Source organism: Massilia sp., assembly GCF_031995545.1.
GTDB lineage: Bacteria > Pseudomonadota > Gammaproteobacteria > Burkholderiales > Burkholderiaceae_D > Telluria.
The window spans coordinates 1-19,418 of the sequence record NZ_DAMAGA010000057.1 but is presented as its reverse complement, the minus strand read 5'-3'; the positions used below and the strand labels follow the sequence as shown (position 1 = coordinate 19,418).

At 67.3% G+C, this 19,418-nt stretch carries 18 protein-coding genes; 7 read left to right on the top strand and 11 right to left on the bottom strand.

Going from position 1 to position 19,418, the window contains the following annotated elements; genetic code table 11:
• The 4 genes from RTQ83_RS23060 to RTQ83_RS23045 form a co-directional block, all read right to left on the bottom strand.
• Nucleotides 1-1,970 (bottom strand): PAS domain-containing protein (locus RTQ83_RS23060; RefSeq protein ID WP_312520028.1); only part of this gene is annotated, 1,970 nt, incomplete at its 3' end.
• Nucleotides 1,971-2,038: 68 nt separating this feature from the next.
• The gene (locus tag RTQ83_RS23055) at nucleotides 2,039-2,905 is read right to left on the bottom strand and encodes a helix-turn-helix domain-containing protein (protein ID WP_312520025.1); all 867 of its coding nucleotides are present in this window, start codon (nucleotides 2,903-2,905) and stop codon (nucleotides 2,039-2,041) included.
• Nucleotides 2,902-3,777, bottom strand: a complete 876-nt coding sequence (locus RTQ83_RS23050) for an alpha/beta hydrolase (RefSeq protein WP_312520022.1) — start codon at nucleotides 3,775-3,777, stop codon at nucleotides 2,902-2,904. Before RTQ83_RS23050 ends, RTQ83_RS23055 begins: the two co-directional genes overlap by 4 nt.
• Nucleotides 3,778-3,787: 10 nt before the next feature.
• Nucleotides 3,788-4,144: a nuclear transport factor 2 family protein gene (locus RTQ83_RS23045; protein ID WP_312520019.1), complete on the bottom strand. Its 357-nt coding sequence runs from the start codon at nucleotides 4,142-4,144 to the stop codon at nucleotides 3,788-3,790.
• Between the two features lie 221 nt (nucleotides 4,145-4,365).
• On the opposite strand from RTQ83_RS23045, the gene RTQ83_RS23040 reads away from it, so the two are divergent.
• The 7 genes from RTQ83_RS23040 (at nucleotide 4,366) to RTQ83_RS23010 (ending at nucleotide 12,421) form a co-directional block, all read left to right on the top strand.
• Nucleotides 4,366-5,244 (top strand): BadF/BadG/BcrA/BcrD ATPase family protein, encoded by an 879-nt coding sequence (locus RTQ83_RS23040; RefSeq protein ID WP_312520015.1) that lies wholly within the window; start codon nucleotides 4,366-4,368, stop codon nucleotides 5,242-5,244.
• Nucleotides 5,241-6,326 carry an N-acetylglucosamine-6-phosphate deacetylase gene (gene nagA / locus RTQ83_RS23035; protein ID WP_312520012.1) on the top strand — a complete coding sequence of 362 codons (1,086 nt, stop codon included), beginning with the start codon at nucleotides 5,241-5,243 and terminating at the stop codon, nucleotides 6,324-6,326. Before RTQ83_RS23040 ends, nagA begins: the two co-directional genes overlap by 4 nt.
• Before the next feature lie 26 nt (nucleotides 6,327-6,352).
• On the top strand, nucleotides 6,353-7,363 hold the full coding sequence (locus RTQ83_RS23030; protein WP_312520030.1) for an SIS domain-containing protein: 1,011 nt from the start codon (nucleotides 6,353-6,355) through the stop codon (nucleotides 7,361-7,363).
• Between the two features lie 16 nt (nucleotides 7,364-7,379).
• On the top strand, nucleotides 7,380-8,861 hold the full coding sequence (nagZ, locus tag RTQ83_RS23025) for a beta-N-acetylhexosaminidase (protein ID WP_312520009.1): 1,482 nt from the start codon (nucleotides 7,380-7,382) through the stop codon (nucleotides 8,859-8,861).
• Nucleotides 8,862-9,045: 184 nt separating this feature from the next.
• Nucleotides 9,046-10,347 carry a tetratricopeptide repeat protein gene (locus RTQ83_RS23020; protein WP_312520006.1) on the top strand — a complete coding sequence of 434 codons (1,302 nt, stop codon included), beginning with the start codon at nucleotides 9,046-9,048 and terminating at the stop codon, nucleotides 10,345-10,347.
• Nucleotides 10,348-10,532: 185 nt separating this feature from the next.
• Nucleotides 10,533-11,606 (top strand): flavodoxin family protein, encoded by a 1,074-nt coding sequence (locus tag RTQ83_RS23015; protein ID WP_312520003.1) that lies wholly within the window; start codon nucleotides 10,533-10,535, stop codon nucleotides 11,604-11,606.
• Between the two features lie 68 nt (nucleotides 11,607-11,674).
• Entirely contained in the window at nucleotides 11,675-12,421 is a 747-nt protein-coding gene (locus RTQ83_RS23010) for a GntR family transcriptional regulator (RefSeq protein WP_312519996.1), read from the top strand.
• A gap of 34 nt (nucleotides 12,422-12,455) precedes the next feature.
• Here RTQ83_RS23010 and RTQ83_RS23005 read toward each other — a convergent pair whose 3' ends face one another.
• The 7 genes from RTQ83_RS23005 to rplS all read right to left on the bottom strand — a co-directional run.
• Nucleotides 12,456-13,247 (bottom strand): SDR family oxidoreductase, encoded by a 792-nt coding sequence (locus RTQ83_RS23005; RefSeq protein WP_312519995.1) that lies wholly within the window; start codon nucleotides 13,245-13,247, stop codon nucleotides 12,456-12,458.
• Nucleotides 13,248-13,350: 103 nt separating this feature from the next.
• Nucleotides 13,351-16,167 carry a pitrilysin family protein gene (locus RTQ83_RS23000; protein ID WP_312519992.1) on the bottom strand — a complete coding sequence of 939 codons (2,817 nt, stop codon included), beginning with the start codon at nucleotides 16,165-16,167 and terminating at the stop codon, nucleotides 13,351-13,353.
• Nucleotides 16,168-16,297: 130 nt separating this feature from the next.
• A complete protein-coding gene (locus RTQ83_RS22995) occupies nucleotides 16,298-16,747 on the bottom strand; it encodes a CBS domain-containing protein (RefSeq protein WP_312519989.1) in 450 nt (149 codons plus the stop codon).
• Between the two features lie 117 nt (nucleotides 16,748-16,864).
• Complete coding sequence (locus RTQ83_RS22990) at nucleotides 16,865-17,218, bottom strand: DUF3579 domain-containing protein (protein WP_312519986.1); 354 nt, start codon at nucleotides 17,216-17,218, stop codon at nucleotides 16,865-16,867.
• 87 nt (nucleotides 17,219-17,305) lie between these two features.
• Nucleotides 17,306-18,265: a CobD/CbiB family protein gene (locus RTQ83_RS22985; RefSeq protein ID WP_312519983.1), complete on the bottom strand. Its 960-nt coding sequence runs from the start codon at nucleotides 18,263-18,265 to the stop codon at nucleotides 17,306-17,308.
• Between the two features lie 113 nt (nucleotides 18,266-18,378).
• Entirely contained in the window at nucleotides 18,379-19,047 is a 669-nt protein-coding gene (locus RTQ83_RS22980) for a CoA pyrophosphatase (protein WP_312519981.1), read from the bottom strand.
• 86 nt (nucleotides 19,048-19,133) lie between these two features.
• Nucleotides 19,134-19,418: 50S ribosomal protein L19 (rplS, locus tag RTQ83_RS22975; RefSeq protein ID WP_312519979.1), on the bottom strand; the 285-nt coding region annotated here is incomplete at its 5' end.

Genomic DNA, 19,418 nt, shown 5'->3' with positions numbered 1-19,418 from the left:
CGGATCGGCGCCAGCGGGTTGCGCAGCTCGTGCGCCAGCGTGGCCAGGAATTCGGACTTGCGGCGGTCGGCGTCGCGCAGCGCCTCGGCGCCGCGCACCCGCTCGATGTGGGCCCAGCAGCGCTCCACCACCGCCTCCACCAGCGCCACTTCGCCCGCGGTCCATTCGCGTGGCACGTCCTGGTGCACCGCCATCATCGCCACCAGCCGGCCTTCTTTCACCAGCGGGCAGCAGACGATGGCCTTGACGCCGATGCGGTTGAACATGGCGGCGCCATCGCCTTCCAGCAGTTCGGCATCGACGTCGTGGATCAGGAGCGTGCGGCCCTGGCGCATGTCGGCGCGTGCGCGCGAACCGAACAGGTCGAGCGAATACACGCCCACCGTGCTGGCCGCGCCCGGCGCGGTCCAGTCGTGGCGGATGGTGAAGCGGTCGTTGTCCGGTTCCAGGTCGGCATAGGCCACGCGCGTGACGTTCATCTGCTGGCCCAGCAGGCGCGTGGCCTCGGCCATGATGGCGGTGGGGTCGTGCGCCAGGCGCGTGGCTTCGCCGATCGCGTCCAGCAGGCGCAGGCGCTCTTCGACCTGGCGCCGCTCGGTGATGTCGCCGCCGGTGGCGGCAATGAACAGCACCGCGCCGTCCGCGCCGGTCACCGGGGCCATCACGATGTCCGAGAAACAGCGGGTGCCGTCGGCGATGTAATAAGGCAGTTCGCGCCGCACCGTCTCGCCGCGCGCGGCGCGCTGCGCCAGGCTGCGGATCTCGGCCGCCAGCTCGGGCGCAGGACTCCACCAGCCGCACTCCCAGAAGCGGCGGCCGACGATCTCCTCGCGCCGGTAGCCGCCGGCGTCGAGTGCGATGCGGTTGACCTCGATGACCGCGCCGTCGAGCGCCATCAGGCACGCATAGTGGGTACCCTGCTCGAAGAAGGTGCGGAACTTGGCGTTGGCCTCGGCCGCCGCCAGCGCTTCCTGCGCGGTGGCGCGGGCGCTGACCTCGGCCTGTTTGTGGCCGCTGATGTCCATGGTGGTGCCGACCAGGCGCGCCGGCCGGCCGTCGGCGCCGGGCAGGACGCTCCCGCGCGCCAGGATCCAGCGCTCGCGCCCGTCCGCCAGGCCCACGGTGCGGTATTCGTCCTGATAACGGCCCTGGCCCTGCCCTTCCTGCCCGTCCTGCCCGGCCACCAGCGCGCGCACCGCCGCCAGCACCCGTGCGCGGTCCTCGGGATGCAGCGCGGCCTCGATCATCTCGCTCGTCACCGGCCCTTCGGCCGGCATGCCGAAATGCTCGCGCGCGCGTGCGTTCCAGGCGATGCCCTTCCTCGGCAGCGTGTGGTCGAACAGGCCGAATTCGGCGGCGTCGGCGGCCAGCGTCAGTTTTTCGTTGCTGGTCGCCAGTTCGGCCAGCGCGGCGTCGCGCTCGCGCTGCGACACCACCTTGGCGGTGGTCTCGGAACAGACGCACAGCACGCCGGCCACGGCGCCCGACTCGTCGCGGATCGGGCTCGATGAGAAGGTGGCGTACATGGTCTCGGGATAGCCGTTGCGCTCGACCGTGAAGGCGCGGTCTTCGGCATAGGTGGGAATGCCGCGCAGCGCGTTGTCGAGCGCCGGACGTACCTGTTCCCAGGCCTCGGCCCAGACGATGTGGAACGGCTGGCCCAGGATGCGTTCCGGGTGCGCGGCGCGCGCGCCCAGCAGCTGGCGGTAGCCGTCGTTGTACAGCAGGTGCAGCTGTGGTCCCCACGCCACGTACATCGGGTGCTGCGCGCCGAGCAGGATGCTGACCGCGGTGCGCAGCGACTGCGGCCAGGTGTCCAGGCTGCCCAGCGGCGTCGCGCCCCAGTCGAAGGCGCGCAGCAGCGCGCCCATGTCGCCGCCGCCGGTGGCGAAGGCCAGGGATTGATCCGGGTCTTGGTCCGGTAGCTGCTGCGGCTTTTGCGGGTCGTGCCGGGGTGACGCGTTAAGCATGGGTGATCGTTCGCTAGTCTGCCGCCGCGCGGTGCACGGGCGAGCCAGGCACGAACGATAACACTTTGTCAGCCCGGCTGCCCCGAAAGTGCCAGGAACCACTCGCGGCTGGCGTCGTCGGCCGGGAAGAACGATTCCAGCCGCAGTTCGTGCAGCGTCACGTCGTGCGGCGTGCCGAGCGTGGTGATGGTGGTGAACAGGTTCAGTTCCAGCCCGTCCTTGCGCAGGGTGAGCGGCAGGAACGGCAGCGCCGCGCGCTCGCTCTGCATGTCAGGAAGCTGCCGGCGCGTGAGCGCATCCGCCACGCCCGGCAGCGCCAGCAGGCGTTCGAGCAGATGCCGCGCTTCGCTGCCCGGGCCGTCGCCCATCGCCTCGCGCTGCACCCAACCCAGCAGGTCGGCGCCGACCGCTTCCCAGTTGGCCAGGTACGGCCGCAAGCCATCCGGGTCGAGCATCAGCGCCAGCACGTTGAGCGAACCGTCGCGCGGGATCGGGGCATGCGCCGGCAGGCCGAGGAACCAGCGCATCATGCGCGCCGCCGGCTCGTTGGCCATCACCAGCTGCCACAGGCGGTCTACCACCAGCGCCGGATACGGCGCCTGCTGCGCCAGCATGAAGTCGAGCGCGCGCGTCACCGCCGCCAGTTCCGGGTCGCCCAGGCTGCGCTCGCGGTAGGCCGGCGCGAAGCCGGCCGCCAGCAGCATCGCGTTACGCTGGCGCAGCGGAATGTCGAGTACGATGCCGAGCTTGAGCACCAGCTCGCGCCCGGGCTGGGCGCGCCCGGTCTCGAGAAAGCTCAGGTGGCGCTGCGAGATGCCGCTGTCGAGCGACAGGCGCAGCTGACTATAGCCGCGCCGGCCGCGCCATTGGCGCAGCGCCGAGGCGAAATCGTTGACGGTGGCGCCGGCCGGCGCGGACGTTCTTGAATCCATCATGGCTCCCTGGCTGGGTTGTCCGGATTGTGTCCGATGCGGCCCAGGAACTCAAGCAGGCTGGCCTCGACTTCCCTGCGGTGGGTCAGGAACAGGCCGTGCGGTGCGCCGTCGATCACGTGCAGGGTTGCTTGCGGCAGCAGGCGCGCGCTCGGCTGCGCGGTCAGCGCCAGCGGCGCGCTGGCGTCATCGGTGCCGGCCACCAGCAGCACCGGCAAGTCCAGGCCGCGCAGCTCGGCGCGAAAATCGGTGCGTGCCAACTCATACTGACAGGCGCACAGGGCGTGCAGCGAGGCGCCGTGGGCCATCGCGCGCAGCCAGTCGCGGGTACCCTGCGGCGTGTCCGGTGTCACGAACGGCGCCAGGTTGTCGTCGATCCAGCGTGGGAAGTCGGCCATCAGCTGCTCGCGCCGTACCGCGTCCAGTAACGCGCCGTCGATGCCGTGCGGGTTGTCGCCGCTACGCAGCAGGAACGGCGTCATGGTGCCGACTAGGGCGGCGCCGCGTACCCGCGCGCTGCCATGGCGCGACAGGTAGCGCACGATCTCGTTGCAGCCCATCGAGTGCCCGACCAGCACCACGTCGTGCAACTCGAGCGCCTCGATCACGGCGGCCAGGTCGTCGGCCAGCGTATCGAAGTCGTAGCCGGCGCCGGGATCGGACGAGCGCCCGTGGCCGCGCCGGTCGAAGGCCAGCGCGCGGTAGCCGGCCTCCCCCAGTGCCAGCATGCTGCGGCTCCAGGAGTCGGACGGCATCGACCAGCCGGCCACGAACAGCAGCGGCGCGCCGCCGCCCCAGTCGCGGTAGAACAGGTCGACGCCGCGGGTGCGGATCAGGTTGGGGCCGGCGATGGCGGCGCGGGCGCTGCTGTCCATGGCCGTCTCCTCACACCTGGTCGAAGAAGCCGATCACGCCGGCCAGGCGGCCATCGGGCGTCACGGTGGCGATGTCGAGGCCGTGCGCCACCGCCGCGCCGCCGGGCGCGACCAGGGTCCAGCCGAAGCGCACCACGTCGTGATGGCCGTCGGGGGTGCCGCGCAGCTCGAAGCGGTGGCCGTCGAACTGCTGCTGGGCGGCGCCGATCATGGCGTCGATGCCGTCGATGCCGGCGCCGCGCATCAGCGGGTCGGCGTAGCTGGCTTCGGGCCCGAACAGGCGCGCGACCTGTTCACGCCGCGCCGGGGCGTGGCGCTGGTTCCAGGCGGCGAGGTAGTCGGCGGCGATGGTCTGTGCTTGATGCATGATGTCCTCCGTGCGGTTGGTGAATGTCGAGATGACCGGACCATTCTCGCAACGGCGCGCATGGCTGGCGATTACCTGCCAGGTAATCGCCAGCAACCGGTCTGGACCATACCAATCGCATCAAAAAGCATACCAGTTAAATACCTGTTGACATCACACTAGGGCCTGCCTATAGTGCGCTGACCTTCGCGGCCCATTTCAATTCTTACCATAACCGGTTCATGATCCACTATCTCATCGGCGTCGACGGCGGCGGCACCAAGACCCGCGTGCGCTTGGCACGCCCCGACGGCAGCGAACTGGCCTGCGCCATGGGCGGCCCGTCCGCTCTGCGCCACGGCGTCGACAAAGCCTGGCGCACCGTCGATGCCGCCGTCGCCGAGGCTTTCGCCGCGATCGGCATCGACGCCATCCCGAAGACCGAATGCGCCATCGGCCTCGGCCTGGCCGGGGTGCACAACAAGGAATGGGCGGCGGCCTTCCGCGCCTTCGACCACGGCTACGCGGCGGCGCTACTCGACACCGATGCCTTCACCACCCTGATGGGCGCCCACAATGGCCGGCCCGGCGCGATCGTCGCGATCGGCACCGGCAGCGTCGGCGAAGTCCTGCTGCCGGACGGACGCCGCATCGAAGTCGGCGGCTGGGGCTTCCCGGCCGGCGACGAAGCCAGCGGCGCCTGGATGGGGCTGCGCGCGCTGAACCACATCGAACACGTGCTCGACGGCCGCACCGAAGGCGGCGATTTTGCGCGCGCCGTCGTCGCGGCCTGCGGCGGCAACCGCGACGCGCTGCAGGTCTGGCTCGGCAAGGCCTCGCAGACCGAGTACGCCAGCCTGGCGCGCTTCGTGGTGGAATACGGTTCCGTAGATGCCACCGCGCGCGCCATCCTCGAACACGCGGGCCGCGAAGCGTCCGAGATCGCACGCGCGCTCGACCCCGACGGCGACCTGCCGCTGTCCCTGTGCGGCGGCCTGGGCGAAACGCTGCGCCTGTACCTGCCGGCCGAGACGCTAGCGCGTTGCAGTCCGCCGCACGGCGACTCGGCCCACGGCGCGCTGCGCATGATCGCCGCCCAACTCAAGGAACATACGTTATGAACGGTAACATCCTCACCCCCGGCGGCTGGGTCCGCGGCACCCTGCGCCACGGCGCGCGCGTGATCAGCATCGACGGCGTGCGCGCCGACCCGACTGCCAACGACGACGACTACATCCTGCCCGGCTTCATCGACGTGCACGTGCACGGCGGCGCCGGACGCGACATGATGGAAGGCGGCGACGCGCCGCACGCGATCGCCGCCCTGCACGCGAAGCACGGCACCACCAGCCTGCTGGCCACCACCATGACCGCGCCGCTGGAAGACATCGACCGTGCGCTGGCAGGCATCGGCGCCGCCTGCCGCGCCCGCGGCAAGGGCGAAGCGCGCATTCTGGGCGTGCACCTGGAAGGCCCGTACATCAATTCCGGCAAGCTCGGTGCCCAGCCGCCGTTCGCGCGCGAAGCCAGCCTGGAGGAAGTCAAGCGCTTCGAAGCCCAGGCGCCGATGCGCCTGATTACGGTGGCGCCCGAGATCGACGGCCACATGGAACTGGTGCGCCGGCTGACCGACGCCGGCATCCGGGTCCAGGTCGGCCACACCACCGGCGGCTACGAGGTCGGAGTCGAGGCACTCAAGCATGGCGCAGCCGGCTTCACCCACCTGTTCAACGCCATGCCCGGCCTGCACCACCGCGACCCGGGCATGGTCGGCGCCGCGCTGGCGCATGCCGAATACGCCGAGATCATCCCCGACCTGCTGCACGTGCATCCGGGCGCGATCCGGACCGCGCTGCGCTGCATCCCGAAGCTGTTCTGCGTTACCGACTCCACCGCCGCCGCCGGCATGCCGGACGGCGAATACATGCTGGGACGCCAGGTGGTGCACAAGTGCATGGGCGGCGTGCGCCTGGCCGATGGCGGCCTCGCCGGCAGCACGCTGACCATGGACCAGGCGCTGCGCAACCTGGTGCAGATCGGCCTGTCCCTCGAAGACGCCAGCCGCCGCGTCTCGACCAATGCCGCCGACTACCTGGGCGAAACCTTGCGCGGGCGCCTGGCGCCGGGCTGCCACGCCGATTTCGTGGTGCTCGACCGGAACCTGGAGATCAAAGCCGTCTACATCGAAGGAGAACAGCTGTGAATCAAACCGCCACCACCACCTCGCTGATGCTGCAGGAAGCCCTGAGCGCCGCCGATTGCGTCGCCGGCCAGCTGGCGCTCGACGCCGACCGTTATGCAGCGCTCGGCGCCCGGCTGCGCGCCGGTCCCCTGCACAGCGCGGTGACGGTGGCACGCGGCAGTTCCGATCACGCTTCCGGCTACCTGGCCTACCTGATCATGGCGCGCATGGGCCGCCTGGTGACTTCGCTGCCGATGTCGCTGATCACGCTGTACAAGTCGCCGCTGCAGGTGCGCGACACGCTGGCGGTCTCGATCTCGCAATCGGGCCAGAGTCCGGACGTGGTCGAGCCGATCAAGTACTTCCGCGCCGGCGGCGCCACCACGGTGGCGCTGGTCAACGACGCCGAATCTCCGCTGGCCGAGGCCGCCGAATGGACCATGCCGCTGCACGCCGGCAAGGAGCAGAGCGTGGCCGCCACCAAGAGCTTCATCGCCAGCCTGGTGGCCGGCGCGCGCCTGGTGGCCGAATGGCAGGATGACGCCGCACTGAAGGACGGCATCGCCGCCCTGCCCGAGTCGCTGGGCGCCGCCGCGCAGGCCGACTGGTCGGCCGCGCTCGAGGTGCTGGCGCCGGCGCGCAACATCATGGTGGTGGGACGCGGCATCGGCTTCCCGCTGGCGCTGGAATCGGCACTCAAGTTCAAGGAGACCTCGAGCCTGCAGGCGGAAGCGTTCTCCGGCGCCGAGATCAAGCACGGCCCGATGGCGCTGATCGAGGACGGCTATCCGCTCCTGATCTTCGCCACCCGCGGCCCGGCCCAGGCCGGCCTGGTGGCGCTGGCCGAGGAGATGCGCGGCCGTGGCGCGCGCGTGCTGCTGGCCGCACCGGAAGACGTCGCCAGCCGCGACCTGCTGCTGCCGACCGCGCGCATTCCCGACCTCGATCCGATCGCCGCGGTGCAGGCCTTCTATGTGATGGCGGCGCAGCTGTCGAAGGCGCGCGGCCTCGATCCGGACCGCCCGCGTCATCTGAGCAAAGTCACCAAAACGAATTAAACCGCGAATCTGACCAATGAACGATTACCTGGACCTGGCCGGCCAGCTGATGATGGTGCGCCTGTTCGGCACCGAACTCGATGCCGAGACCGACGCCTTCCTGCGCGCGCACCGTATCCGCGGCGCCTGCCTGTTCCGCCAGAACATGGCCGATGCGGCGCAGCTGACCCGCTTCACCGGCGCGCTCAAGGATGCGCTGGGGCCGCACGCCCTGATCGCCCTCGACCAGGAAGGCGGCGCAGTGGTGCGCTCGACCTGGGTGCCGGCGCCGCCAAGCGCGATGGCGCTGGGTGCGGCCGACGATCCGGTCCTGGCGCGCGAAGTCGGTGCGGCGGTCGCTCGCGCGGTGCGCGCGCTCGGCTTCAACTGGAATTTCGCGCCGGTGCTGGACCTGAACAACAACCCGCACAACCCGGTGATCGCCGAGCGCTCGTTCGGCGCCGATCCGATACAAGCAACTCGCATCGCGATGGCCTGGATGGAGGGCAGCGAAAGCGAGGGCGTGGCCTGCTGCGTCAAGCACTTCCCCGGCCACGGCGACACCCACGTCGATTCGCACCGCGACCTGCCGACCGTGGACAAGCCTTTGGAAGAACTGGAGCGCTTCGAGTTCGCCCCGTTCCGCATCGCCGCTCCCCAGGCTCCGGCGGTGATGACCGCCCACATCGTCTACCCGGCGCTGGACCCGGTGAATCCGGCCACCATGTCGCATGCGATCCTCAGCGGCATCCTGCGCGACCGGTTCGGCTATGACGGCGTGATCATCACCGACGGCATGGACATGCACGCCATCGCCCACCGCTACGGCGCCGGCCAGGCCGCCGTCAACGCGCTGGTGGCGGGCGCCGACATGGTGATGGCGATCGGCGTGCGCGAGACCCAGATCGAGACCGTGCACGCGATCGCGCAGGCGATCCACGACGGCGTGCTGCCGCTGCCTGAAGTCGAAGCGCGGCTGGCGCGCCTGAGCCGTCTGGCCGAGCGGCATCCGGCCGGCGCCGGCGCCTACGCGTTGGAACAGGACGACCGGGCCCTGATGGCGCGCGCCTGGCGCGCCGGCCTCACCGCCCTGCGCGACCCGCAGCGTCCTGCGCGCGGCAGCCGGGTGCAGCTGGTGGCGCGCGCCGACGTGGTCAGCGACGGCGTGTCCGAAGCCGGCGTGCCGGCCGCGACCATCGCCGCCGCCCTGGGCACGCTGTACGACGTCGAGCTGGTCACCTTTGCCGATGCCGAAAGCTTCGATTGGTCGGCTCTGCCGCAGGACGGCCGCTTCACGATCCTGGCCTCGACCTCGCGCCGCCGCTACGGCGAGCGGGCGCGCGCCGGCTGGCGCCCCGACCTGCACCTGGCACTGTGGAACCCGTACCAGGCGCTCGACTTCCCGTCCCCCGCCCTGCTCACCTACGGCTTCGCGCCGCCGGCACTGGATGCGGCCCTGGCCTGGCTGGCGGGCAAAACCGAGGCCACGGGCCGCTGCCCGGTGCCCGGCTTCGATTGACGCTCCAACGCGGCGGTAACGCGATGTAACGGCGCGGGCATTCGGGCCTACTGTGCGGCACAATTGACGCAGCCAGAGTTCGGCTAATTTATGGGACAATGCACGTTTTGTCCGAGATTGGCATTTTTGCTATATTGGCGAAAGCATATTTCGTCCACTTTTTGTCTTGATTGAAGGATACCCAATGTCCCAATTCCGTCTTGCCCGCCTTGGCCTGATGCTGGCCGCCGTTGGTCTGAGCACCCCGCTCCTGATGACGACCGCCCACGCCCAGGATAAGGCCGCCGCTCCGGCAGCCGCCGCGGCGCCGGCCGATACCGTTCGCCCCGAGCTGTTCAAGCTGCTCGACCCAGCGGCGATCAAGCAGCTGATGGATGCCAAGAACTACACCGAAGTGCAGAACCGCGTCACCCAGGCCGAAGCCGTGCCGAACCGCACCCCGTACGAAGACTACGTGCTCAACCGCATGAAGCTGTCGCTGGGTTCGACCACCAACAACAATGCGATCGCGATGCCGGCGCTGGAAGCGGTGATCAACTCGGGCCGCCTGACCCCGGCCGAGCAGACCAACTTCATCGAAGCGCTGGCGAATATGCACTACAACGCCAAGGATTATCCGAAGGCGATCGAGTGGTTCAAGCGCTATCAGAAAGAAAGCAGCACCCCGGAAAAGGTGCAGGGCTCGCTGGTGCGCGCCTACTACCTGAGCGGCGATAACGCCGGCGCCAAGGCGCTGCTGCTGCCGTCGATCGAAGCCGCCGAGAAGGCCGGCCGCACCCCGTCCGAGGAAGACCTGCGCCTGCTGGCCTCGGCCGCGATCAAGCAGAAGGATGACGCCGCTTACCTGGTGGCGCTGGAAAAACTGGCCGCCAACTATCCGAGCGACGAGATCTGGGTCGATGTGCTCAGCCGCGGCGTGGCACGCAAGCCGGGCTTCGACAACAACACCAACGCGATCAACTACCTGCGTCTGGAACTGGCTGCCACCAAGAAGCTCGAAGCGCAGGAATACGTCGACCTGGCCGAACTGGCGCTGCGCGACGGCTTCCCGTCGGAAGCGAAAAAGGCACTCGACGCCGGCTTCGCTGCAGGCGTGCTGAGCAGCAAGGCGCACACCGCCCTGCGCGACAAGGCCAACAAGGGCGCGGCCGACGACGCCAAGAACATCGCCGCTGGCGAGGCATCGGCAGCCAAGAGCAAGACCGGTGCCGGCCTGGTCAACCTGGGCTGGGCCTATGCCACCATGGACCAGGCTGACAAGGGCGTCGGCTTCATCCAGCAAGGTATCGCCAAGGGCGGCCTGAAGAACGCCGAAGAAGCCAAGCTGCGCCTGGGCATGGCGCAGGCACGCGCCGGCAAGAACGCCGAAGCGATCGCCACCTTCCAGACCGTCAAGGGCGGCGGCGGCGCCGGCGACCTGGCCAAGTACTGGATCCTGCTGCTGCAGCAACAGCAGCGCGGCGGCGCCCAGACCGCGGCCAAGTAAGCCCGGCTCATCAAGACCCGCAAGAGCGGGCCAGGCCTTGTGCCTGGCCCGTTTTTTTTCGTGGACGGGTCACGTTGTCCCGCAGTGCAAGAGTGCTCCGGCATCGATCCGGTTGCTGTGTGCGCGCCCGTACATTAAGCTCGCCAACCCCATCCGATAATTATCCCATTTGCATCGGAGGCGACATGACGACGACAGTTCGCAAGGGACAGGCTCCCGCCAAGCTTGGGCGTAACGAATTCCACCTGCGCTTCCGGCGCGCGTTCCAGGATCCCGGCTACGACGAACTGGAACAGGAACTGTCGGCGATCGAAGAAGTCGCCTGGGATGCCTATACCAACAGCCGCAAGGCGCCGCGCACGGTCAAGGCCGGTCCGGAGTTCGCCGATCCGTCATACGACCTGTCGATCGAATGGAAGGAAGCGCGCGACCGCTTGCTGGGCGCCGAACGGCACCAGAAGAATCCCGACTCGCGCAACCGCGTGCTCCTGATCAATGCCTCGGCGCGCAATGACGGCACCTGCCCCGGCGAGATCTCGAAGAGCTGGCGCATGACCCAGCTAGCGCGCGAGGAACTCGAAGCCCAGGGCTTCGAAGCCGACGTGCTCGACCTGAGCCTGCTGAACTCGGACTACGACCGCCATATCCACCCGTGCAAGGGCTGCGTCTCGACCGCGATGCCGCTGTGCCACTGGCCGTGCAGCTGCTACCCGAATCACAGCGAGCGCCAGGTCAACGACTGGATGAACGAGATCTACGAGCGCTGGGTGCTGGCGCACGGCGTGATCATCATCACCCCGGTCTACTGGTACCAGACCCCGGCGGTGCTGAAGCTGATGATCGACCGCCTGGTATGCGCCGACGGCGGCAATCCCGACCCGTCCTCGACCCACGGCAAGAAGGCCGAGGAAGCCAAGCAGATCGAACGCGACGGCTGGGATTACCCGAAACATTTGGCCGGCCGCGCCTACGGCCTGCTGGTGCACGGCGACGTGGCCGGCATCGAAGGCACGCGCCGCTCGCTGGCGGACTGGCTGGAATGGATGGGCCTGCTCAACTCGGGCAGCTTCGGCCAGCTCGACCGCTTCATCGGCTATTACGAATCGTACGCCGACAGCCACGAAACCTTCGACCAGGACAAGGCGATCCAGGAAGAGACGCGCAACGTGGCGCGCGCGGTGGCGACCGCGGTGCGCGAGGTGCGCGCCGGACGGGTCTCGATCGTGCAGCAGCCGCTCAAGGATCCGCGGCCGAAATAAGCCTGCCCTGCAGCGCGGAGCCGGGCTTGCTATCATGCGGCCAGCTCCGCATTCCCTTCCCTGCCCGCATGAATCCCCTGTTCCAGATGATGCACGACGCCGCCCACGCCAGCGGCGGCAAGCTGCCCTTGTATGCGCAGCTCGAGCACGCCTTGCGCCAGGCGATCGAGCAGGGCCGCCTGGGCCCGTCCGCCGCGCTGCCGGCCGAGCGCCAGCTGGCGCTGGAACTGGGCATCTCGCGCATCACAGTGCGCAAGGCGATCGATGCGCTGGTGGCGGAAGGCTTGCTGGTGCGGCGCGCCGGTTCCGGCAACTTCGTCAACGGCCGCATCGAACAGGATTTCACCCGGCTGGCGTCGTTCTCGGAAGACATGCGCGCGCGCGGGCGCACGCCGGGCAGCACCTGGCTCAAGCGCGCAGAAGGCGCGGTGACGCCGGAGGAAGCGCTGCGGCTGGGCCTGCCGCCCGGGGCGCCGGTGCTGCGCTATCACCGGCTACGCCATGCCGACGAGACGCCGCTGTGCCTGCAATACGCGACCGTGGCCGGGTTCGCCCTGCCGTCGCTGAACGCGGTCGGCGAGTCGCTGTACGCGGCGCTGGAAGCTGCCGGACAGCGGCCGGTGCGCGCGCAGCAACGGCTGAGCGCGGTACTGCTCGGAGGCGAACAGGCGCGGCTGCTAAGGGCGCGCGACGGCGATGCCGGCCTGTGCGTAGAGCGCTTGGGGATGCTGCCCGATGGCCGGGCGGTGGAATTGTGCCGCGCGTATTATCGGGGCGAGTTGGTCAACTTCGTGGCCGAGGCGCGCGCGGGTTGAGACCGGACTGCGCGGCAGCCCGGCGTACAAGGAATCAGACCGCGGTGTAGCCGCCGTCCACTACCATCTCGTGGCCGTTGACGTACGAGGCGCCGTCCGAGCACAGCCACAGCGCGGCTTGCGCGATCTCGGCCGCGTCGGCGAAGCGCCCCATCGGATGCGAGGCCTTGAGCCGCTTCTCGCTGCCCGGATCGCGTTCGACCAGGCGCGCCAGCATCGGCGTCTTCACCGCGCCCGGGCACAGCACATTGACGCGGATACCTTCGCGCGCATACTCGGCGGCGGCGCTCTTCGACAGCCCCACCACCGCATGCTTGCTGGCGGCGTAGATCGCGTGGTTCGGCAGCCCGACCAGGCCGGCCACGCCGGACATGTTGACGATCGCGCCGCCGCCCTGCTTGAGCATCTGGCGCAGCTGGTACTTCATGCACAGCCAGACGCCCTTGACGTTGACGTTCATGATGCGCTCGTACTGCTCGTCGTCGGTATCGGCCAGCAGCTGGCGCTCTTCCTCCACCGCGGCATTGTTCACTGCGTAATCGAGACGGCCATAGTAGTTGATGGTCTTCTCGATCAGCGCCTCGACTTCCGCCGCACGGGTGACGTTGCTTTGCACGAACAGCGCCTTGCCGCCGGATTCGACGATCATGGCGGCCGTTGCATGGCCGCCTTCGATCGAGGTATCGGCCACCACCACGCTGGCGCCGGCGCGGCCGAACGCCAGGGCGATCGCCCGACCGATGCCGCTCGCCGCGCCGGTGACAAGGACGACCTTGCCGCTGTACGACGAACCGCTTGCCGGCTGCTGTTTGCTGATGGCCTTCATGATGCTCCTTGAGAGAAACTTTTGCTTCCGAAAGGCAACATTCTAGCGCATGCGTTCTTTCGCTGTCACAATTCAGACCGCATTTGTCGGGAATTTGTTGTGATTAGGGCATACCTTTCGTTATCGCCGCCGAAGCACCACCGTTCGCCGTTTTCGCTTTTTCCTGATCGCCCGCGATTACCACCGACAGCTTTGCCGGATCGACCGTTTTGCGGAACGCCGCGTTGAGTTGCGCCAGCGTGACCGCGTTCAGCTTGCGCTCGAATTCGGCCGACCATTCATAGGTCTTGTCACGGTACAGGTAGCTGGTCCAGCCCGATGCCAGCGCGCCGTCATCGGTGCGCGCCTGCAGGCGCTGCTGCATGATGCCGGATTTGGCGCCGGCCAGTTCTTCCGCGGTGAAGCCCTCCTTGGCCGCGCGCGCCAATTCGGCGCGCACCGCGGCATCCACCTTGGCCAGATTCTGCGGCGCCGCGATCGCGCTGATGTTCAGGCTGCCTGCCCGGTCGAGGGTGCCGGCCGACAGGTTCGAGCCGCCACCGTACGACAACCCTTCCTTCTGGCGGATGCGGTCCATCAGGCGCGACTTGAGGCCGCCTTCGCCGAAGATGTAGTTGGCCAGCGTCAGGGCGGGATAGTCGGCGTCGTCGATGTTCAGGTCGAGGTTGATGCGCGCGGTATAGAAGCCGTTTTCCTTGTCCGGGGTATTCAGCACCTGGGTGGTCGGCTTGACATCGGCATAAGTTTCCAGCACTGGCGCGAACGGCTGTTTTGCACGCCACGAACCGAACAGCTCATTGACCAGCGGCGTGATCTCCTTGGGATCGAAGTCGCCCACGATCGCCATCTCGGCTGGATTGGCGCCATAAAAATCGCGGTGGAAGGCCTTCACTTCATCCAGCTTGAGTTTCTTGACGTCCTCGATCATTTCGTCGAGCGTGCCGGCATAGCGCACGTCGCCGCGCGGATAGCGGTTGAAGTGGCGCGCCAGCGCATAATTAGCCACGCTCTGTGGCTCGTTGCGGCTGGCCTCGAACGACACCAGCAGTTGCTGGCGTAATTGCTCGAATTCGCTTTCCGGGAAGACAGGCTCCTTCAGGACATGAGCCACCAGCCGCAGCGCTTCCGGCAGATTGGCGCGCGTGGTCTGGAAGTTGGTCGGATAACCGGTGATCTTCAGGCGGCTGAATTCATCGGCCAGCTGGGCCCGGGTATAACGGCTGGTGCCGCGCATCGGCAGCGGCACCATCAGGCCCATCATGAGGCCTTTGTCGAACAGGCTTTTCTCGTCGCCGACGTGCTGGCGCAAGTCGACCGACACGGTTTCGCCGCGGTTCTTCTTCGGCAGCAGCGCCAGCTTCACCCCGCCGGCCGTGGTCAAGGTGGTGCGCTTCATGATGTTGGCCTGGCTCGGGTCGAAGTTCTCCGCCACCAGGGTCGAGGCCGCCGGCTTGAAGTCCTTCAGTGCTTCGAGCGCGCTCGGCGCGGTCGGCACCGCGGCGCGCTGCGACGCTTCCTCCGGCACGAAGGTGCCGACGGTGCGGTTGCTGCGCAGGTAGTAGCGGCCGGCGGCGGCGGCGACCTGCTCGCCCGTCATCTTCTGCACCCGCTCGCGGCTCAGGAAGTACATGCGCCAGTCGCCCAGCGACACCGGTTCGGACAGCGCCTTGCCGACTTCCTGCGGTTCGTTCAGGTTGCGCTCGATCGCGTTCAGCCAGGCCAGCCGCACGCGCTCCAGCTCTTCTTTCGTCGGCGGTTGCTTGGCCAGCTCTTCCACCGCCTGCACCAGTGCCTCGCGCACCGGTTCGATCGGCTCGCCCTTCTTGACCACGGCGCCGTACATCTGCAAACCCGGCGCATAGCCGGTCTGGCCGTAGCTGAACACCTGACTGGCCTTGCCGGTTTCGACCAGCAGCTTGTGCAGGCGGCCGTTCGGGGCTTCGCCCAGGATCGAGGAGGCGAAGCCGAGCGCTTCGGCTTCCGGATGCAGGTCGGACGGGATCTTATAGCCGACCGTCACGATCTGGACGTCGCCCTGACGCCGCACCGCGAAGCTGCGCTCGCCATCCTGGACCGGTTCCACGGTCCAGAACGGCGGTAAGGTGCGCTTCGGTTTCGGGATCGCGCCGAACAGGCGGTTGATGTTGGCCAGCGTCGATGCCGCGTCGAACTTGCCGGCCACCAGCAGCACCGCATTGTCGGGCTGGTAGTAGGTGCGGTAAAAATCCTGCAGGTTCTTGATGCGGACGTTTTCGATGTCGCTGCGGTTGCCGATGGTCGAGCGGCCGTAAGAATGCCAGTCGTAGGCTACGCTCTGCATGCGCTTGAACAGCACGCCGTACGGGTTGTTCTCGCCGCTTTCGTATTCGTTGCGCACCACCGTCATCTCGGAGGCCAGGTCGGTGGCCGAGACGAAGGAATTGACCATGCGGTCGGCTTCCATCTGCAGCGCCCAGTCCAGGTTTTCTTTCGATGCCTGGAACGACTCGAAGTAATTGGTGCGGTCGGCGCTGGTGGTGCCGTTGAACTGCATGCCGCGCTCGGAGAACTGTTTGGTGATGTCCTTGTTGTTCCTGGCGCCCTTGAACAGCAGGTGCTCGAGCAGGTGGGCCATGCCGGTCTCGCCGTAGTTCTCGTGGCGCGAGCCGACCAGGTAAGTCACGTTGACGGTCACGGTCGGGCGCGAAGCGTCCGGGAACAGCAGCACCTTGAGGCCATTGGCCAGGCGGTATTCGGTGATGCCTTCGACCGAGGGGCCGAGGGTGACGCCCCTGGGCAGGGCCGGGGCCTTGGCGGCCGGGGCGCTTGGTGCGGCAGCCTGCGCCGGCTGTGCGATTGCTTCAGGTGCAGTCAACAAGAGGGCCAGGCAGCCCGCCATCACGTGCGCAGCAACGCCGCGCGGCTTCGAATTCAAGTTCATGGTGTCCCGTCATCACGGCGGGACGCCAGCCGTCCCACCTGCATCCGCGATGGTAGCAGGTCGGCCCGCGCTGGGTTGCCTATACGCAGTGTGGGTTGACAACGGGGCTGTGCCGCGGACAGCGGCGCGGCTATTGGCGCGCGCGCCGTTCGTGCGCCTGCTGCCAGGAACCGATGCGCGACAGCTCGCCCATTTCTTCGGCCAGGAATTCGAGCAGGTCGTCGGCGCTGACGATGCCGCTCAGGTTGCCGGACGCGTCGACCACCGGCACCCGGCGGATGCCGCGCAGGCGCATGCGCTCGATGGTTTCATAGACGTCGTCCGCTTCGCTGGCGGTGAGCAGGTCGTCGCTCATCACGTCGCCGGCCAGCAGGCTGGCGGGGTCGAGCCCGGGTGCGATCACCGCCATCACGATGTCGCGGTCGGTCAGGATGCCGACCGGCACTCTGCCGCCGCCATCGGCGTCGACCACCACCAGGTCGCCCACGTGATGGCGCCGCATCAGCATGGCCGCGCCCTGCACGGTTTCGTCGCGCGTGCAGCTGATGGTCTGGACGGTACAGATTTCGCCGATGTGCATGCTGGTCTCCCCTGCCCGGCGTCGATCGCCTGGGCGTTTGCGCCTGAAGCTAGGCCAAAACAAAACTGGCGCTTTGATTTGAATCAAAGCGCCAGTGGCGGGAAGACGGTGCGGAAGTCAGGACTTGCCTGGCTTGCCTTCGCCCGGCAAGGGGACGAAGCAGGCGTCGACCACCTGCAGGTCGTTGTCCTTGGCGAAGCTGACCACGAAGTGGTAAGCCAGCGGCTCGGATTTTTGCAGCGCGCGGTTCACCACCACCGCCTTGATGCCGTTCACCATCGTCGGATGCACGTACGGAGAATATTTCAGGTGGGCGTTGGGTCCGCCGGCGCCCGGGCAATAGCAGGCGATGACGCCGCACAGGCGCTCCGCCCAGTCGCTGGGACGAAATTGCCTGCCTTTGCTAGTCATGCCCAGCACAAAGAACTCACCAGTAAGTTCTTCGTCCTTGGTCTGCGGTAAGTCGGTCATAGTCCTGCGTGCTCAGACAGAAAATACTGCGTGGATAACAACAACCTCAGCCAGTATTATATCTTATAGAAGACTTGAGGACGAGGGCTAGCGAAGCCATGCCACACTGGAGGTCAGCAGCAGCAGGATCATCCACAGGATCAGCGCCCGCCACACCAGCCCCACCGTGCTCTGCAGGGCGCGTACGTTCGGCTCTTCGCCCGGCATGACGTCGGCTTCGCTTTCGCTCAGGTCCACCGTCGCCGCATCCGCCGGCAGCAATTGTGGCGCATTTTCGTTCGGCGTGCCGAGGCGCACACCCATGGCGCCGCCGCCGGCCGACAGGATGATGCCGCGCGCCTCATCCGCCCAGCGGCTGGCGAAATTCCTCCAGGCATAGATCGCGTCTTCGAAGTTGCCGACCACAGCGAATGCCACCGCGGTCAGGCGCACCGGGACCCAGTCGATCCAGTAGAAGGCCCGTTCGGCGAACTGGCCGAAGGCTTCGTTGCGCATATGGTCCGGCTCGTTCCAGGCGCGCGCCAGGTATTCGGACACGCGGTACATCACGGCGCCTGCCGGGCCCAGCGGCATCAGGAACCAGAAGAACACGCCGAACACATTGCGGTGGGTGGTGATCAGGGATTTCTCGACCGCGATGCGGGTGATCTCGCTGCTGTCCATGCCGACCGTGTCGATGCGCGCCCACTCGGCCAGCAAGGTGCGCGCATGCGCTTCGTCGCCCGCGTTCAGGGCGAACTGGATCGAGGTGAAGTAATGGCTGTAGTGGCGGAAACCCAGGGTCAGGTAGACGATCAGCACGTTCCAGGCAAAGGCCAGGAACACCAGGTTGTAGTGCATGAACACCCAATGCACCAGCCAGGTCGGCACCATCAGGGCCAGCATCATCAGGATCCAGCCCATGCGGCCATTCTTTTGCTCGCCGGCGTTAAACCATTTCTCGATACGCACGGCAAGACCTTTGATGCCGGTATACACCTGGTTATCCGCGCGCAGCGGCTTCAGCTGCTCGATGAGCAGCGCGCACAGGATGGAGAAAAATGTCATTCAGGAACCCTTTTTTGTTTTGGCAATACGACTGCCCCGTTACGATAGCGGAGAAGCCAGCCAGAATCAAATCCGGGGGTGTAAGAAAGGGTTACCTGATGAGGTGCCGCGATTCAGGCGCGCAGGAAATGGAACAGGTTGCGCAGCATGGCGGCGGTGGCGCCCCAGATGAAATAGCTTTCGTAGGGCATGCTGTAGAAGGCGCGCGTGCCGGCATTCTGCGGCAGCTCGATCTCGCGGCGCTGGTGGTTCAGGCCATCCATCAGGAAGCCGAGCGGCACCTCGAATGCTTCCGCCACTTCGTTCGGATCGGGCGTCAGCGCGAACGGCGGCTGCACCAGCGCCACCACCGGCGTCACGCGGTAGGCGCTGATGGTGGAATGGTCCGGCAGCACGCCGATGATCTCGATGTGACGCCGGTGCAGGCCGATCTCTTCCTCGGTCTCGCGCAGCGCGGTCTCGATCGGCGACGAGTCGAACTCTTCGGCGCGGCCACCGGGGAAACTGATCTGGCCGGCATGGCTCGACAGGTGATCGGTGCGGCGCGTCAGCAGCACCGTCACGCCCTCGGGACGCGCGACCAGCGGCACCAGCACCGAGGCGCGCCGGAACTGCTGCGGCAGGATCGCGGCGGCCTCTTCGCTCGGCTCGGCATCCCACACCAGGGTTTGCGCAAAGCGCGCACGCAACGCGGCCGGCGTCAGGCGCTCGGCGGCGATCGGCGCCTCGCCGGCCAGGCCGGCGACCGGCAATTGGGTGGGATCGAATACGAACTTGGCCAAGACTCTATTTCCTTAACAATGTCGCACGTGCTGCCGGAAAAGAAAAAGGCATCCTCGCGGATGCCTTTTTCAAACCACAACTGCGATTACTCGGCAGCTGCTTTGGTTGCTGCAACTTTACGCTGCGGCAGTTTTTCTTTGATTCGAGCCGATTTGCCCGAACGTTCACGCAGGTAGTACAGCTTCGCACGACGCACGTCACCACGGCGCTTCACTTCGATCGAAGCGATCAGCGGCGAGTACAGCTGGAACGTACGCTCGACGCCTTCGCCCGACGAGATCTTGCGAACGATGAAGTTCGAGTTCAGGCCACGGTTACGGCGCGAGATGACGACGCCTTCGTATGCCTGGGCGCGCTTGCGGTTGCCTTC